This window comes from Bacillus sp. JK106, from assembly GCF_053663355.1.
Genome location: NZ_JBSJQC010000007.1, coordinates 21441 through 37107, shown reverse-complemented (window position 1 = coordinate 37107; position 15667 = coordinate 21441). Strand labels below are relative to the sequence as shown.

Annotated in this window: 16 protein-coding genes; all 16 read left to right on the top strand. The window is 46.1% G+C overall.

From position 1 onward, the window contains the following. Positions 1-72 precede the first annotated feature (72 nt). Positions 73-942 (top strand): 4-(cytidine 5'-diphospho)-2-C-methyl-D-erythritol kinase, encoded by an 870-nt coding sequence (gene ispE / locus ACWJJS_RS19565; protein WP_004264668.1) that lies wholly within the window; start codon positions 73-75, stop codon positions 940-942. A 55-nt stretch (positions 943-997) separates the two neighbouring features. Continuing rightward, positions 998-1855, top strand: a complete 858-nt coding sequence (purR, locus tag ACWJJS_RS19560) for a pur operon repressor (RefSeq protein WP_004264666.1) — start codon at positions 998-1000, stop codon at positions 1853-1855. Continuing rightward, positions 1852-2232: a 2-iminobutanoate/2-iminopropanoate deaminase gene (gene ridA / locus ACWJJS_RS19555; RefSeq protein ID WP_004264663.1), complete on the top strand. Its 381-nt coding sequence runs from the start codon at positions 1852-1854 to the stop codon at positions 2230-2232. Before purR ends, ridA begins: the two co-directional genes overlap by 4 nt. A gap of 195 nt (positions 2233-2427) precedes the next feature. Continuing rightward, positions 2428-2721 carry a septation regulator SpoVG gene (spoVG, locus tag ACWJJS_RS19550; RefSeq protein WP_004264660.1) on the top strand — a complete coding sequence of 98 codons (294 nt, stop codon included), beginning with the start codon at positions 2428-2430 and terminating at the stop codon, positions 2719-2721. Between the two features lie 191 nt (positions 2722-2912). Continuing rightward, positions 2913-4283, top strand: coding sequence for a bifunctional UDP-N-acetylglucosamine diphosphorylase/glucosamine-1-phosphate N-acetyltransferase GlmU (gene glmU / locus ACWJJS_RS19545; RefSeq protein WP_070081261.1), 1371 nt, complete (start codon positions 2913-2915; stop codon positions 4281-4283). A 21-nt stretch (positions 4284-4304) separates the two neighbouring features. Continuing rightward, complete coding sequence (locus ACWJJS_RS19540) at positions 4305-5258, top strand: ribose-phosphate diphosphokinase (protein WP_004264656.1); 954 nt, start codon at positions 4305-4307, stop codon at positions 5256-5258. An 84-nt stretch (positions 5259-5342) separates the two neighbouring features. Continuing rightward, entirely contained in the window at positions 5343-5951 is a 609-nt protein-coding gene (locus ACWJJS_RS19535; protein ID WP_070081262.1) for a 50S ribosomal protein L25/general stress protein Ctc, read from the top strand. 84 nt (positions 5952-6035) lie between these two features. Then, positions 6036-6602, top strand: coding sequence for an aminoacyl-tRNA hydrolase (pth, locus tag ACWJJS_RS19530; RefSeq protein ID WP_004264652.1), 567 nt, complete (start codon positions 6036-6038; stop codon positions 6600-6602). 61 nt (positions 6603-6663) lie between these two features. Further along, a complete protein-coding gene (locus ACWJJS_RS19525; RefSeq protein ID WP_004264650.1) occupies positions 6664-6894 on the top strand; it encodes an anti-sigma-F factor Fin family protein in 231 nt (76 codons plus the stop codon). Positions 6895-6963: 69 nt separating this feature from the next. Beyond that, entirely contained in the window at positions 6964-10497 is a 3534-nt protein-coding gene (gene mfd / locus ACWJJS_RS19520; RefSeq protein ID WP_454023829.1) for a transcription-repair coupling factor, read from the top strand. Positions 10498-10633: 136 nt separating this feature from the next. Then, a complete protein-coding gene (spoVT, locus tag ACWJJS_RS19515; protein ID WP_070081264.1) occupies positions 10634-11170 on the top strand; it encodes a stage V sporulation protein T in 537 nt (178 codons plus the stop codon). A gap of 167 nt (positions 11171-11337) precedes the next feature. Next, a complete protein-coding gene (locus ACWJJS_RS19510; protein ID WP_454023828.1) occupies positions 11338-12918 on the top strand; it encodes a putative polysaccharide biosynthesis protein in 1581 nt (526 codons plus the stop codon). Next, the gene (locus tag ACWJJS_RS19505; protein WP_102422417.1) at positions 12908-14383 is read left to right on the top strand and encodes a bifunctional methyltransferase/pyrophosphohydrolase YabN; all 1476 of its coding nucleotides are present in this window, start codon (positions 12908-12910) and stop codon (positions 14381-14383) included. Before ACWJJS_RS19510 ends, ACWJJS_RS19505 begins: the two co-directional genes overlap by 11 nt. Position 14384: 1 nt before the next feature. Beyond that, positions 14385-14645 (top strand): RNA-binding S4 domain-containing protein, encoded by a 261-nt coding sequence (locus ACWJJS_RS19500; protein WP_004264639.1) that lies wholly within the window; start codon positions 14385-14387, stop codon positions 14643-14645. Positions 14646-14723: 78 nt separating this feature from the next. Continuing rightward, the gene (gene yabP, locus ACWJJS_RS19495; RefSeq protein WP_004264638.1) at positions 14724-15026 is read left to right on the top strand and encodes a sporulation protein YabP; all 303 of its coding nucleotides are present in this window, start codon (positions 14724-14726) and stop codon (positions 15024-15026) included. Beyond that, on the top strand, positions 15023-15658 hold the full coding sequence (gene yabQ / locus ACWJJS_RS19490; protein ID WP_004264635.1) for a spore cortex biosynthesis protein YabQ: 636 nt from the start codon (positions 15023-15025) through the stop codon (positions 15656-15658). Before yabP ends, yabQ begins: the two co-directional genes overlap by 4 nt. Positions 15659-15667 lie beyond the last annotated feature (9 nt).

Sequence of the window (15667 nt, the reverse complement as noted above, 5' to 3'; positions counted from 1 at the left end):
TAAGTACCTCCGGGTCTCCAAATGTGATACAATGTTCATACTTATGTTTAGATGGAGAAGTAGGTGAAAGCTATGCGTATTTTAGAAAAAGCGCCGGCCAAAATCAATCTGTCCCTCGATGTGACGAGTAAACGCCCGGATGGTTATCACGAAGTGGAGATGATCATGACGACAATTGATTTGGCAGATCGGATTGAACTGACAGAACTGCCCGAAAACGTTATCAGAGTGGCGTCGCATAATCGCTTTGTTCCGGATGATCAAAGGAATCTGGCTTATCAGGCAGCCAAACTGCTTAAAGAACGGTTTCAAGTCAAAAAAGGCGTTTCGATTATGATTACAAAGGTGATCCCTGTAGCGGCAGGGCTTGCCGGCGGAAGCAGCGATGCGGCAGCCACGCTCAGAGGGCTGAACAGGCTTTGGGATTTAAAGCTTTCTGTCGAAGAGCTTGCAGAGCTTGGAGCTGAAATCGGTTCAGACGTGTCCTTCTGTGTATACGGAGGCACTGCCCTGGCAACCGGACGCGGTGAGAAGATCAGGCACATCAGTGCTCCGCCTCATTGCTGGGTCATGCTCGCCAAACCGACGATCGGGGTATCGACTGCCGAAGTGTACCGCCGGCTGAACTTACAGCAGGTTCGGCATCCTGATGTGCAGGCGATGATTGACGCGATTGAAGAAAAAAGCTTCCAAAAGGTATGCGGACAATTAGGGAACGTATTGGAGTCGGTTACGCTCAGCCTCCATCCCGAGGTGGCGATGATTAAAAATCAAATGAAACGCTTCGGCGCTGATGCGGTGTTAATGAGCGGAAGCGGACCGACTGTATTCGGTTTGGTTCAATACGAATCTAAGGTGCAGCGGATTTATAATGGGTTAAGAGGTTTCTGTGATCAAGTGTACGCGGTGCGGATGATCGGCGAACAGAATGCTCTTGATTAAATCCGTATGTTAAGTTATATTATTTTTAAATTATTCGGATTTTGGGGGTAAGTTCATGAAGTTTCGTCGCAGCGGCAGATTGGTGGACTTAACAAATTATTTGTTAACCCATCCGCATGAATTAATACCGTTAACGTTTTTCTCAGAACGGTATCAATCAGCAAAGTCATCAATCAGTGAAGATTTAACGATTATTAAACAGACCTTTGAACAGCAAGGCATTGGGACGCTGCTTACAGTGCCGGGAGCTGCCGGAGGCGTCAAATACATTCCGAAAGTGAAACAGGCTGAAGCAGAAGCGTTTATACAGGAGCTGGGACAGTCTTTAGTAAATCCTGAGCGTATCCTTCCGGGCGGTTATGTATATTTAACGGATATCTTAGGAAAACCATCTGTCCTCTCTCATGTAGGCAGGCTTTTTGCTTCCGTTTTTGCGGAGCGGGAGATTGATGTGGTGATGACCGTTGCGACAAAAGGAATCCCTCTTGCTTACGCAGCGGCCAGTTATCTGAACGTTCCGGTTGTCATCGTGCGAAAGGACAATAAAGTGACTGAAGGCTCCACGGTGAGCATCAATTATGTATCAGGGTCGTCTAACCGCATTCAAACAATGTCGCTTGCGAAAAGAAGTTTGGCTACGGGTTCGAACGTTTTGATTATTGACGACTTTATGAAAGCCGGCGGCACCATTAACGGCATGATCAGCCTGCTTGATGAGTTTAATGCAAACGTCGCGGGAATAGGCGTCTTGGTTGAAGCCGAGGGAGTGAATGAACGGCTTGTCGATGAATACATGTCACTGCTCACGCTTTCAACCATCAATATGAAAGACAAAACGATTGAGATTCAAAACGGCAATTTTCTGCGATTTTTTAAAGAACAGCATTTAAAGAATGGGGAGACAGAAAAATGACAAAAGCAATCCATACGAAACACGCGCCGGCAGCGATCGGGCCATATTCACAGGGAATCATCGTAAACAACATGTTTTACAGCTCAGGCCAGATTCCTCTTACTGCTGAAGGAGAAATGGTAAACGGTGATATCACAGAACAAACGCATCAGGTGTTCAGCAATTTAAAAGCTGTGCTGAAAGAAGCGGGCGCTTCTCTCGAGACGGTTGTCAAAGCCACGGTATTTATTGCTGATATGGAGCAGTTTGCGGAAGTGAATGAAGTGTACGGACAATACTTTGATGTACATAAGCCGGCAAGGTCTTGTGTGGAAGTGGCGAGACTGCCGAAAGACGCTCTCGTGGAAATTGAAGTCATTGCGCTGGTGAAATCTTAAATCTCAGAAAAGTGGTTCCGGTCTCCGGGATCACTTTTTTTATGCAGTATATGATCCCCAAATATGGTTTATCACCTAATTGTGTATGTATATCCTATATTTTCAAAAAAACTTTTTGAAACGTGCAGGAATTTAAAAAGAATCGTGGAATTGTTAGACTAATGCTTTTATATAGGGAAAAGGTGGTGAACTACTGTGGAAGTTACTGACGTAAGATTACGCCGCGTGAATACCGATGGTCGCATGAGAGCGATTGCATCCATCACGCTGGATCACGAATTTGTCGTACATGATATTCGTGTGATTGATGGAAACAATGGTCTTTTCGTTGCGATGCCGAGTAAACGCACCCCTGATGGAGAATTCCGCGATATTGCTCATCCTATTAATTCCAGCACGCGGGGCAAGATCCAGGATGCTGTTTTAAATGAGTATCATCGTTTGGGTGATTCTGAAGCATTAGAATATGAAGAAGCCGGGGCTTCTTAAACATAACAAAATGTAAGGACTGCTGATAAAGGCTGGCACAAGGCCTTTTCCGGCAGTCCTTTTTTAAATCTGATTTTTCAGTAATAAAGCGATTACATAGAAAATTCTTGCACTTTTTGATGTCTTCTTGAAATCAACAGCTATTTAGGATATATTTTTCTATGGATAAAAGGGATATTGGAGGCCATTAAATGGATAAGCGGTTTGCAGTGATTTTAGCTGCCGGAAAAGGAACGAGAATGAAATCGAAGCTTTATAAGGTCCTTCATCCGGTATGCGGAAAGCCTATGGTAGAGCACGTCGCAGACGAAGCTCTGAAATTATCTTTAGCGAAGCTTGTCACCATCGTAGGACACGGCGCCGAAGATGTGAAGAAGCAGCTCGGACAGAAAAGCGATTACGCTCTCCAAGCAGAACAGCTCGGTACGGCTCATGCGGTCAAACAGGCAAAACCATTTCTTCACGGAGAAAAGGGTGTCACGATCGTTATTTGCGGCGATACACCGCTTCTGACAGCGGAGACGATGGAAGCCATGCTGAATGAACATACAGACAAAGGTGCAAAAGCCACGGTGTTAACGGCTGTTGCCGACGATCCCGCCGGATACGGAAGAATCATCCGCAGTGAAGACGGCGCCGTTCAAAAAATCGTGGAGCACAAGGATGCTTCGGAGCAAGAACGTCTTGTGAAAGAAATCAACACGGGAACGTACTGTTTTGATAACGAGGCTCTTTTTCGTGTCATCGAACAGGTTTCGAATGAAAATGCCCAAGGCGAGTATTATCTGCCGGATGTGATCGAAATCCTCAAAGACGAAGGCGAAACTGTTGCCGCTTACCAGACTGGTAACTTCCAAGAGACGCTCGGAGTGAATGATAGAGTCGCTCTTTCTCAGGCTGAAATGTATATGAAAGAGCGAATTAACAAACGGCATATGCAGAACGGAGTCACTTTAATCGATCCGATGAATACGTACATCTCACCTGACGCGCGCATCGGACAAGATACAGTTATTTATCCCGGAACTGTGTTAAAGGGACAAGCTGAAATCGGCGATGAATGTGTCATCGGCCCTCACACTGAGATAGAGGACAGTTCAATCGGCAGCCGCACCGTGATTAAACAATCCGTTGTCAACCGCAGCAAAGTTGGGAATGATGTAAATATCGGTCCTTTTGCTCACATCAGACCCGATTCCGCAATCGGCAATGAAGTGAAGATCGGAAACTTTGTTGAAATTAAGAAAACAAAATTCGGCGACCGAAGCAAAGCATCTCATTTAAGCTATATCGGTGATGCCGAAGTGGGCACGGATGTGAATCTGGGCTGCGGCTCCATCACGGTCAATTATGATGGGAAGAAAAAATATTTAACCAAGATTGAAGACGGCGCTTTTATAGGCTGCAACTCCAATCTGGTCGCACCTGTCACAGTGGGAGAAGGCGCGTACGTCGCTGCGGGTTCAACCGTAACTGAAGATGTGCCGGGCGAAGCGCTTGCCATTGCCAGAGCAAGACAAGTAAATAAAGAAGATTATGTGAAAAATATTCATAAAAAATAATCCTAAAATCGGAGGTTTACCATGTCTAACGAATACGGAGATAAGAATTTAAAGATTTTTTCTTTGAATTCAAATCCAGAACTTGCAAAAGAAATCGCGGATAATGTAGGAGTTCAATTAGGAAAGTGCTCTGTTACAAGATTCAGTGACGGAGAGGTCCAGATCAACATAGAAGAAAGTATTCGCGGCTGTGATTGCTATATCATTCAGTCTACAAGTGCGCCGGTTAATGAGCACATTATGGAATTGCTGATTATGGTTGACGCTCTAAAGCGCGCTTCCGCGAAAACAATCAACATTGTGATTCCGTACTACGGTTATGCGCGCCAGGACAGAAAAGCAAGATCACGTGAACCGATTACAGCAAAACTTTTTGCAAACCTGCTTGAAACAGCGGGTGCGACACGCGTGATTGCGCTTGATTTACACGCGCCGCAAATTCAAGGTTTCTTTGATATTCCGATTGACCACTTAATGGGTGTTCCGATTTTAGGCCATTACTTTGAAGGTAAAGACTTGAAAGATATCGTTATTGTTTCTCCTGACCACGGCGGTGTGACGCGCGCCCGCAAACTTGCAGACCGTCTGAAAGCGCCGATCGCGATTATCGACAAACGCCGTCCTAGACCGAATGAGGTGGAAGTGATGAACATCGTCGGTAACGTGGAAGGAAAAACAGCGATTCTGATCGATGATATTATTGATACGGCCGGCACAATCACACTTGCCGCTAACGCGCTGGTTGAAAACGGAGCTGCAGAAGTGTATGCATGCTGTACGCACCCTGTACTGTCAGGCCCTGCCGTTGAGCGGATCAATAACTCTAAAATCAAGGAGCTTGTCGTAACGAACAGCATTAAGCTTCCTGATGAGAAAAAAATCGACCGCTTTAAGCAGCTTTCTGTCGGACCGCTTCTGGCTGAAGCGATTATCCGCGTTCACGAGAAACAATCTGTCAGCTATTTATTCAGCTAAACCGAAACTTTAAGGTTTAAATCCCAGTTATTGTGGGTATTGTTCTAATAGGACGATAAAACGATAATTAGGATGGTGCTGAATATGGCAACTTTAAAAGCAAATGAAAGAACAGATTTTAAACGTTCGACGCTTCGGAAAATCCGTCATTCAGGACATGTTCCAGGGATTATATACGGTAAAGAAACAACGAATACGCCTGTCTCTTTAGACAGTGTCGAATTGCTTAAAACATTGCGGGACGAAGGAAAAAACACGATTATCACAATTGATGTCAACGGAAATCAGCAATCGGTTATGGTGACCGATCTTCAGACAGACCCGCTCAAAAACGAATTGACGCACGCCGATTTTCAAGTCGTGAATATGAGTGAGGAGCTGGAGGCCGAGGTGCCGATTCAGCTGACGGGAGAGGCGCAAGGAGTCAAAGACGGAGGCGTCATCCAGCAGCCGCTGCATGAACTTTCGATTAAGGCTAAGCCGAAGGACATCCCTCAGACAATCAATGTTGATATTTCCGGGCTTGAAATGAATGATGTGCTGACCATCGCAGATCTGACTGCTGACGGCAATTATACATTTACAAACGACCCGGAAGAAGTCGTGGCTTCCATCCTTCCTCCTAAGCAGGAAGCATTCGAAGAAGATGCAGAACCGTCTCCTGAGGAAGAGCCCGAAGGAGAAAATCAATAAGCGCTTTAAGACGTAACCCGCCCGAGGTTACGTCTTTTGTGCTAGAATGAGAAGAATTACAGCGATGTTGAGGGAGGATTTACGATGCTTGTGATTGCCGGTCTCGGTAACCCGGGAAAAACCTATGAGAACACGAGACATAATGTCGGCTTTATGGCCATTGACGAGCTTTCTAAAGAATGGAATATTGAACTGAATAAAACGAAATTCAACGGACTTTACGGAATGGGGTTTGTTTCCGGAAAAAAAGTTCTACTTGTTAAACCGCTTACATATATGAATTTATCAGGGGAATGTTTGCGGCCGCTGCTGGATTATTATGATGCCGATCATGAAGATCTGAAAGTCATATACGATGACCTTGATCTTCCGACGGGAAAAATCAGGCTCCGGACGAAGGGGAGCGCAGGCGGACATAACGGGATTAAATCGCTTATACAGCACCTCGGAACCCCTGAATTTGACCGGGTCAGAATCGGAATCGGCCGCCCCGTCAACGGAATGAAAGTCGTTGACTATGTACTGGGAGCTTTTACGAAGGAAGAAGCGCCGCATATCAACGATGCCGTCTCAAAAACCGTAAAAGCCTGCGAAGCTTCCTTAACGAAACCATTTTTAGAAGTCATGAACGAATTTAATGCAAATGTATAAGATAAATAATGGGAGACCATACTAGGGAAAAATGATTTTTTCACATCAGGAGGTCCAACGTATGGCTTTGCATTATTTCTGCCGCCACTGCGGCTTTAAGGTAGGGAGCCTGGAATATTCGACGGTGCCGACACAGTCACTTGGATTTCAGCACTTAACAAATGAGGAAAGAAACGATATGATTTCATATAAAGACAATGGAGATGTCCATGTTCTTACAATTTGTGAAGACTGCCAAGAGGCGCTGGAACGCAATCCGCACTACCATGAACACAACACATTTATTCAATAAGAAGCTTTGGTGTAGATTCTAGACCAAAGCGTTTTTCTGTTCTTGCAGAAAATAGAGAGGAGGGCCCATATGGACAACATTCAAACCTTTATTAAAGAAAGCGATGATTTTAAATCCATTGTCAACGGTTTACATGAGGGGCTGAAGGAACAGCTGCTTGCGGGTCTGTCAGGTTCCGCGCGTTCTGTTTTTACCTCCGCCCTTGCACAGGAAACGAAAAGGCCGATTTTCTTTATCACCCATAATTTATATCAGGCCCAAAAAGTGACGGAAGATCTGACGGCGCTTCTCGGGGATCAATCTGTTTTTTTATACCCCGTGAATGAGTTGATTTCTTCAGAAATTGCGGTAGCCAGTCCTGAACTGCGCGCTCAGCGGCTTGATGTCATTAATAGATTAACAAACGGAGAAGCGCCGGTCGTTGTGGCGCCCGTTGCGGCAGTGAGAAGAATGCTTCCGCCGAAGGAGCTGTGGAAAAGCAGCCAGCTCGTCATTTCACTCGGAGACGATATAGAACCGGACCAGCTGTCCGCGCGCCTTGTAGAGGTGGGGTATGAGCGTTCCGATATGGTTTCTGCACCCGGTGAATTCAGTATTCGCGGCGGAATTATCGACATTTATCCGCTGACGTCGGAGCATCCGGTGCGAATTGAACTGTTTGATACGGAGGTCGATTCCATCAGAAGCTTCAATTCTGATGACCAGAGATCAATCGAGACGCTTAAACATGTGGCGATCGGACCGGCGAAGGAATTGATCATCAGGGCGGAAGAAAAAGCCCGGGCAATGGAAAGGCTCGATAAAGGGCTTGCCGACAGTCTGAAAAAGCTGAAGCAGCACAAACAAAAGGAAATGCTTCATATCAATATCTCACATGATAAAGAACGGTTATCAACGGGACAGACTGATCAGGAACTTGTGAAGTATCTCTCGTACTTTTACGAAAAACCTGCTAGTTTGCTAGATTATACACCGGAAGACACGTTGTTACTGTTAGACGAGGTCAGCCGCATTCATGAAATGGAGGATCAGCTGCAAAAAGAAGAGGCCGAATTTACGACAAGTCTGCTCGAGGAAGGGAAAATTCTGCATGACATTCATTTATCCTTCAGCTTTCAGGAGCTTATGAGCGAAAAGCGGCGCCCGGCTATTTATTATTCATTATTTTTGCGTCATGTCCAGCATACAAGCCCTCAGAATATCGTGAATGTGACAAGCCGGCAGATGCAGAGTTTTCACGGGCAGATGAATGTCCTCTCAGGTGAAATGGAGCGCTTTAAGAAATCAAACTTCACCGTCGTCTTTTTAGGCGCAAATAAGGACAGAACCGACAGATTGGCATCCGTGCTGGCTGATTACGAAATTGAAGCCGCAAAAACGGACAGCTCCAAAGCGCTTGTGCAAGGACAGGTCTATGTCATGGAAGGCGAGCTGCAATCCGGTTTTGAACTGCCGCTGATGAAGCTGGCCGTCATTACGGAGGAAGAGCTGTTCAAAAACCGAATCAAGAAAAAGCCGAGAAAGCAGAAGCTGACAAATGCCGAACGGATCAAAAGCTATTCCGAGCTTCAGGTCGGTGACTATGTCGTCCACGTCAACCACGGGATCGGTAAGTATTTGGGGATCGAAACACTAGAAATCAAAGGCATTCATAAAGATTACCTCAACATTCATTATCAGGGCAGCGATAAGCTGTACGTCCCTGTAGAACAAATCGATCAGGTGCAGAAGTACGTCGGCTCTGAAGGAAAAGAACCGAAGCTTTATAAACTGGGCGGCAGTGAATGGAAACGGGTGAAGAAAAAAGTTGAAAACTCCGTTCAGGATATTGCCGATGATCTGATTAAGCTTTATGCGGAACGGGAAGCAAGCAAAGGCTATGCGTTCTCGCCCGATCATGAAATGCAGCGGCAGTTCGAATCTGCTTTCCCTTATCAGGAAACAGAGGACCAGCTCCGTTCCATTCAGGAGATTAAAAAGGATATGGAAAGAGAGCGCCCGATGGACCGTTTGCTTTGCGGTGATGTGGGATACGGGAAGACGGAGGTAGCCATCCGAGCGGCCTTTAAAGCGATCGCAGACGGAAAGCAGGTCGCGCTTCTTGTGCCGACGACAATACTCGCGCAGCAGCATTATGAAACCATTATGGAGCGTTTTCAGGACTATCCGATTAACATCGGTCTTCTCAGCCGATTCAGAACGAGAAAAGAGTCCAATGAAACGATTAAAGGCCTGAAAAACGGAACGGTAGACATCGTAATCGGAACCCACAGGCTCTTGTCTAAAGACGTCGTCTATAAAGATCTCGGCTTGCTCATCATTGATGAAGAGCAGCGCTTCGGCGTAACGCATAAAGAAAAAATCAAACAGATCAAAGCCAATGTCGATGTGCTGACTCTTACAGCGACGCCGATTCCGCGTACGCTTCATATGTCCATGCTCGGTGTGCGGGACTTATCCGTTATTGAAACGCCGCCGGAAAACCGTTTCCCTGTTCAGACATATGTCGTGGAATACAACGGCGCGCTTGTACGAGAAGCTATCGAAAGAGAACTGGCGCGCGGAGGACAGGTATATTTCTTGTACAACCGCGTGGATGACATCGAGCGGAAGGCTGATGAAATTTCCATGCTTGTTCCCGATGCGAAAGTGGCATATGCCCACGGAAAAATGACTGAAAATGAATTGGAAAGCGTCATGCTCAATTTTCTGGAAGGGGAATCAGACGTCCTTGTCAGCACGACTATTATTGAGACAGGCGTAGATATACCAAATGTCAATACCTTGATTGTGTTCGACGGAGACAAAATGGGGCTGTCTCAGCTGTATCAGCTGAGAGGACGGGTCGGCCGTTCCAACCGCGTCGCTTACGCGTATTTTACGTACCGCAGAGACAAAGTGCTTACTGAGGTGGCGGAAAAACGGCTGCAGGCGATTAAAGAATTTACCGAGCTGGGATCAGGCTTTAAAATTGCCATGCGTGACTTGACGATCAGGGGAGCGGGGAACCTTCTCGGCGCCCAGCAGCACGGCTTTATCGACTCAGTCGGCTTTGACCTGTACTCGCAAATGCTCAAGGAAGCGATTGAAGAGCGGAAAGGCGATATTCCGAAAAGCGAACAGTTTGAGACAGAAATCGATATCGAGCTTGACGCGTATATTCCCGAAAACTATATACAAGACGGCAAGCAAAAAATCGACATGTATAAACGCTTCAGGTCAATCGCCACAATTGAGGAGAAAAATGAGCTCCAAGATGAAATCATCGACAGGTTCGGCAGCTATCCTAAAGAAGTTGAATGGCTGTTTACGGTTGCTGAGATGAAGGTATACGGAAAATATGAACGCGTCGAACTCATCAAGCAGGATAAAGACGCGATCAGATTTACCATTTCTGAAGAGGCCAGCGCACAGATTGACGGCCAGAAATTATTCGAACTCGGCAATAAATACGGCCGGCAGATCGGACTGGGAATGGAAGGGAAAAAGCTGAAAATCTCAGTACAGACGAAAGGCCGCAAAACGGAAGAGTGGCTGGAGACCGTTCTCGGCATGCTGAAAGGACTTCAGAATGTGAAGAAAGAAACAATCGCATCTTCATAAAAATTGTTACTCTCTGGTGTATATTACATTTGATGTGACGGATACTAATTTCAAGCGAGTGGCGGAAGCTACATAAAGTAAAGAGCTTTAGTACTTTCCCTTAAATATCATCACATGAAAGAGAGGCACCAGAGAGATGAAAGCTACAGGTATCGTACGTCGTATTGATGATCTAGGACGGGTCGTCATTCCTAAAGAAATTCGGAGAACACTGCGGATCAGGGAAGGAGACCCGCTTGAAATATTCGTTGACCGCGACGGAGAAGTTATATTGAAAAAATATTCTCCTATCAGTGAGCTTGGCGATTTTGCGAAAGAATATGCAGATGCATTGTATGACAGTCTCGGCCATTCCGTCTTGATTTGCGACCGTGACGCGTATATTGCCGTTTCGGGCAGTTCGAAAAAAGAATTTCTGAATAAAGCCATCAGCGATTTGCTCGAAAAAACGATGGATCAGCGCAGCTCAGTGGTAGAAAACGACGTGAAGTCCGCGCAGCTTGTGAATGACGTTGATGAAGATATGAGCTCCTATACAATCGCTCCGATCGTGGCAAATGGCGATCCTATCGGGGCCGTGGTCATCTTTTCCAAGGAACAGGCGCTTGGAGAGGTAGAACATAAAGCGGTAGAAACGGCAGCCAGTTTTTTGGCGAGGCAGATGGAGCAGTAGGTCTTATTACCATTATTGAAATAAGAAACGGGGAAAGAACAGCTCTTATACAAGTGCTGTTCTTTTTCATATTCATATGTGCTCTCTATCGGTTCGGCCGTTAGGATTGTGATATAATAAGCTCGTTTTATAGACGTAATTTTCTAGCGGCTGGAAGGAGCTTTTGGATGAACGATTCAGTTGGCGCCAAGCGGCAATCGGCATGGAAAGGTGCTTTTGTGCTCGTCGTTGCGGGCATCGTGACGAAGATATTAAGCGCCGTGTACAGGGTTCCTTTTCAGAATATTGTCGGTGACGTCGGATTTTACATTTATCAGCAGGTGTATCCGTTTTTAGGGATCGCGGTCATGCTGTCAACATCCGGTTTTCCGGTGATCATCTCAAAATTAATGAACGATTATAGCGATCATAAACAAAAAATAATGAAAATTTCCGCCCTTTATGTCACGGCGGCCGGACTTGTTCTGTTTGCGCTCATGTATGCCGGCGCGGCGCCGTTGGCCGGTTTTATGGGTGACGCCCGCCTTGTGATGCTGATAAGGGTCGCGGCGTTCGCTTTCATACTGTTTCCGTTTACGGCGGTTATCCGGGGGTATTTCCAAGGCGTGCATGATATGATGCCGTCAGCCTTATCCCAGATTACGGAACAGCTTCTTCGCGTGGCGGTGCTTCTCGGTTTATCCTTCTGGCTTTTGAAAAGCGGCCGTTCATTATACGCGGCGGGTGCGGGGGCGGCCTCGGGATCAATAGCCGGGAGCTTTGCGGCCCTTTGTGTATTGGCTGTTTTCTGGTATAAGCGGGAAGAAACAAAGAAAGACGGCGGACATATCGAAACGGCCGTCATTGTAAAAAAGCTGCTGCTTTATTCAGTCACCATCTGTATCAGCAGTGTACTCATGCTTTTGATTCAGCTTGTAGACGCCTTAAACTTATATTCGCTGCTTTCAGACGGGACGGAGAGCCATGCTGCGAAACAGCTGAAAGGCATATATGACCGCGGACAGCCGCTCCTTCAGCTGGGAACCGTGTTTGCCGTCAGTATCGCTGCGTCCTTGGTTCCTTCAATTTCAAAAGCGGTGCATGGGAACAAGCCGTTTATCATAAAAGAGAAAGCGACATCAGCCGTCAAGCTCTGCCTTGCGGTAGGGATCGGTGCATCGGCCGGGCTTTTTTGCATTTTAGAACCGGTGAATATCATGCTTTTCCAAAACAGTGAGGGGACGCAGACCTTACAAATATTCAGCTTATCTATCTTTTTTGCCTCAATTGCGCTTACGGCAGCCGCGATTCTGCAAGGAGCGGGACATACCGTTTTCCCCGCCGTATCCGTTTTGACGGGAGGGGCGCTGAAATGGGTGCTGAATGTTTGGCTGGTCCCCGGCTGGGGTATTACAGGAGCGGCACTGGCGACCGTCTTGGCATTTGCCGCAGTTGCGTGCCTGAATCTCCGGAGAATTTGGTCGAAGGGCTGGCTGACGAATATCGGCGGCGTGATTGTCCGTCTGTGCTGGTGCAGTCTGCTGATGGTCTTCTTTTTGCTTGTATATATGAAGCTTTGGCAGTTATTTGTTCCTGTCAGCAGGGCCGGAGCTGTATGTGAGAGTCTGTCTGCGTCAGTCATCGGAGGGCTATTGTTTATTTATTGTATGATAAGAATGAAGATTTTCACGGATGAAGAGCTGAGCGGCCTTCCTTTCGGCAGTGCTTTAAGCAAATTGAAAAAGAGGAGAGAAAAACATGGCAGGTAATATTACGGTCGTCGGCCTCGGCGCCGGAGACATGGATCAGTTGACAGTGGGCGTACATAAGCTGCTGACTCAGGCGAAGCATTTATATATAAGAACGAAAGACCACCCTTTGATTTCGGAATTAGAGCAAGAGACGGAAGCGGACATCCGGTATTTTGATGATATTTATGAAAAACATGATCAGTTTGAAGCGGTCTATGAAGAGATCACGGACATTCTGTTTGAAAAAGCGAAGCAAGAAGATGTCGTCTACGCTGTACCCGGGCATCCGTTTGTCGCTGAGAAAACCGTTCAGCTGTTATTTGAACGCCGGGAAGAACAACAGATAGCTGTTCATACTGCCGGAGGGCAAAGCTTTCTGGATGCCACTTTTAATGCATTGCGAATTGATCCGATTGAAGGGTTTCAATTTACGGATGCGCAAACAATGACGCCGGATGAGCTCGAACTCCGGCATCACCTGATCATCTGCCAGGTTTATGACCAAATGACGGCCTCTGAGGTGAAGCTGACGCTCATGGAGAAATTGCCTGACGACTATGAAGTGGTCATCGTTACGGCAGCCGGGAGCCAGGGAGAAAAGATGACCAAGGTGCCTTTGTTTGAACTTGACCGCAATGTAGAAATAAATAACTTAACAAGCGTGTATGTTCCGCCGATTAAAAAAGAAGAACTCCTTTACCAGGAATTTTCTGCATTCCGAAGTATTATTCGCGAGCTTCGCGGGCCGAACGGCTGTCCGTGGGATCAAAAGCAGACACACCAGTCATTAAAGAAATATATGATTGAGGAATGCTACGAACTGCTTGAGGCCATTGACGAAGAGGACACGGATCACATGATAGAAGAACTCGGGGACGTCATGCTTCAGGTTATGCTGCACGCCCAGATCGGAGAAGACGAGGGGTATTTCTCAATTGATGATGTCATCAGAGACATCAGTGCGAAGATGGTCAGACGGCACCCGCATGTGTTTAAGGATGTTAAGGTTCAGGATGAACATGATGTCGTCGCCAACTGGGAAGAAATCAAAAAGGCGGAAAAGCAAACAACATCTTCTTCATTGCTGGATGCCGTGCCGAAAACCCTGCCTTCTCTTGCGAAAGCCGCCAAGCTTCAGAAAAAAGCCGCAAAAACCGGCTTTGACTGGGATGACGTTCAGGATATATGGGATAAAGTAAATGAAGAGCTGAAGGAATTTTCTGCAGAGGCTTCCGCCGAATCAGCAGATGAAATCAGCTTAAAAGCTGAATTCGGCGATGTTTTATTTGCATTGGTCAATATCGGCCGATACTATAAAATTGAGCCTGAGGAAGCGCTCGCCATGACAAATGACAAATTCCGCAGACGCTTTGCTTATATTGAGAAAGAAGCGGCAGCAAAGGGCCTTGAATTGACCGCAATGTCACTTGAGGAAATGGACAAATTGTGGGATGAAGCAAAAGAAATGGAGAGGAGATTCTGATATGAGACTTGATAAGTTTTTAAAAGTATCCAGATTAATTAAACGCCGCACATTGGCGAAAGAGGTCGCCGATCAAGGGAGAATCACCGTTAACGGGAATCAGGCGAAAGCCAGCTCAGACGTAAAAGCCGGTGATGAACTGAAGGTCCGCTTCGGGCAGAAGCTTGTCACCGTGAAGGTAAATGAATTGAAAGAAACAACGAAAAAAGAAGAAGCCGCGGGCATGTATACAATCGTCAAAGAAGAAAAACTCGGCGAATAGGCTTGTTCTAAACAAGGCTCCCGCCTCATACAATGCAGTAATAATGCTAAAAGTATCGAGGATATGGGGGCTGAATAGATGAATTCATATTATGAGCAAAAAGGTTCTTCTTCTGTTCCGGAACAGCATGATGTAACGATGAAAGGGAGAAAGCATTTAGACATTTCGGGCGTCAAGCATGTGGAAAGTTTTGATAACGAAGAGTTTTTGCTGGAAACGGTTATGGGAATGCTTTCCGTCAGAGGCGAGAACCTGCAGATGAAAAACCTTGATGTGGAAAAAGGGATTGTATCTATAAAAGGCAGGGTGTTTGACCTTGTATATTTAGACGAGCAGCAAGGGGATAAAGCTAAAGGGTTTTTTAGCAAGTTGTTTAAATGACGCTGACGACCCAATTTTATACGATGCTGGCAATGACCGGTATGGGCGCCTGGCTCGGAGCGTCGCTTGATACATACAGGCTGTTTGTCAGCCGCGCCAAAACGGCCAGATGGCTGTTATTCATTCATGACATTCTCTTTTGGATTGTACAAGGTCTGCTGTTTTTCTATGTGCTGCTCAACGTGAATGAAGGGGAACTCAGGGTATACATTTTCTTGGCTGTCTTACTGGGTATTGCGACGTACCAAAGCCTGTTTAAACGAATGTATATAAAAATACTGAAATTTGCCATTCATCTTGCGGTGTCTCTTTACCAATTCGCAAAAAAGCTCATTCAGCACGTGCTGTTCCGTCCGGTGCTTCTGCTCTTTAAGCTGCTCATCGGGCTGATCACGGTTATTTCTTTATACTCCTATCGGGTGAGTGCCTTTTTTGCGAAGTGTCTTTTTAAGATCGTAGCGTTTTTGCTGTATCCGCTGTTTTTCCTGTTGAAACAATTATTGAAACTTCTTCCTGAAAAGTGGCGTCTTACTTTCAAACGATATTTTCAAAAAAGTGCAGGATTTTTACAAAAGAGCAAGAAACTAATCATAACAATCAGATCGACCATGATACGTATTTTGAAAAGGTGAAAGGAGGAC

Coding starts and splice junctions, on each gene's coding strand:
- ispE (WP_004264668.1), top strand. CDS start 73: ATGCGTATTTTAGAAAAAGCGCCGGCCAAAATCAATCTGTCCCTCGAT.
- purR (WP_004264666.1), top strand. CDS start 998: ATGAAGTTTCGTCGCAGCGGCAGATTGGTGGACTTAACAAATTATTTG.
- ridA (WP_004264663.1), top strand. CDS start 1,852: ATGACAAAAGCAATCCATACGAAACACGCGCCGGCAGCGATCGGGCCA.
- glmU (WP_070081261.1), top strand. CDS start 2,913: ATGGATAAGCGGTTTGCAGTGATTTTAGCTGCCGGAAAAGGAACGAGA.
- ACWJJS_RS19540 (WP_004264656.1), top strand. CDS start 4,305: ATGTCTAACGAATACGGAGATAAGAATTTAAAGATTTTTTCTTTGAAT.
- ACWJJS_RS19535 (WP_070081262.1), top strand. CDS start 5,343: ATGGCAACTTTAAAAGCAAATGAAAGAACAGATTTTAAACGTTCGACG.
- pth (WP_004264652.1), top strand. CDS start 6,036: ATGCTTGTGATTGCCGGTCTCGGTAACCCGGGAAAAACCTATGAGAAC.
- ACWJJS_RS19525 (WP_004264650.1), top strand. CDS start 6,664: ATGGCTTTGCATTATTTCTGCCGCCACTGCGGCTTTAAGGTAGGGAGC.
- mfd (WP_454023829.1), top strand. CDS start 6,964: ATGGACAACATTCAAACCTTTATTAAAGAAAGCGATGATTTTAAATCC.
- spoVT (WP_070081264.1), top strand. CDS start 10,634: ATGAAAGCTACAGGTATCGTACGTCGTATTGATGATCTAGGACGGGTC.
- ACWJJS_RS19510 (WP_454023828.1), top strand. CDS start 11,338: ATGAACGATTCAGTTGGCGCCAAGCGGCAATCGGCATGGAAAGGTGCT.
- ACWJJS_RS19505 (WP_102422417.1), top strand. CDS start 12,908: ATGGCAGGTAATATTACGGTCGTCGGCCTCGGCGCCGGAGACATGGAT.
- ACWJJS_RS19500 (WP_004264639.1), top strand. CDS start 14,385: ATGAGACTTGATAAGTTTTTAAAAGTATCCAGATTAATTAAACGCCGC.
- yabP (WP_004264638.1), top strand. CDS start 14,724: ATGAATTCATATTATGAGCAAAAAGGTTCTTCTTCTGTTCCGGAACAG.
- yabQ (WP_004264635.1), top strand. CDS start 15,023: ATGACGCTGACGACCCAATTTTATACGATGCTGGCAATGACCGGTATG.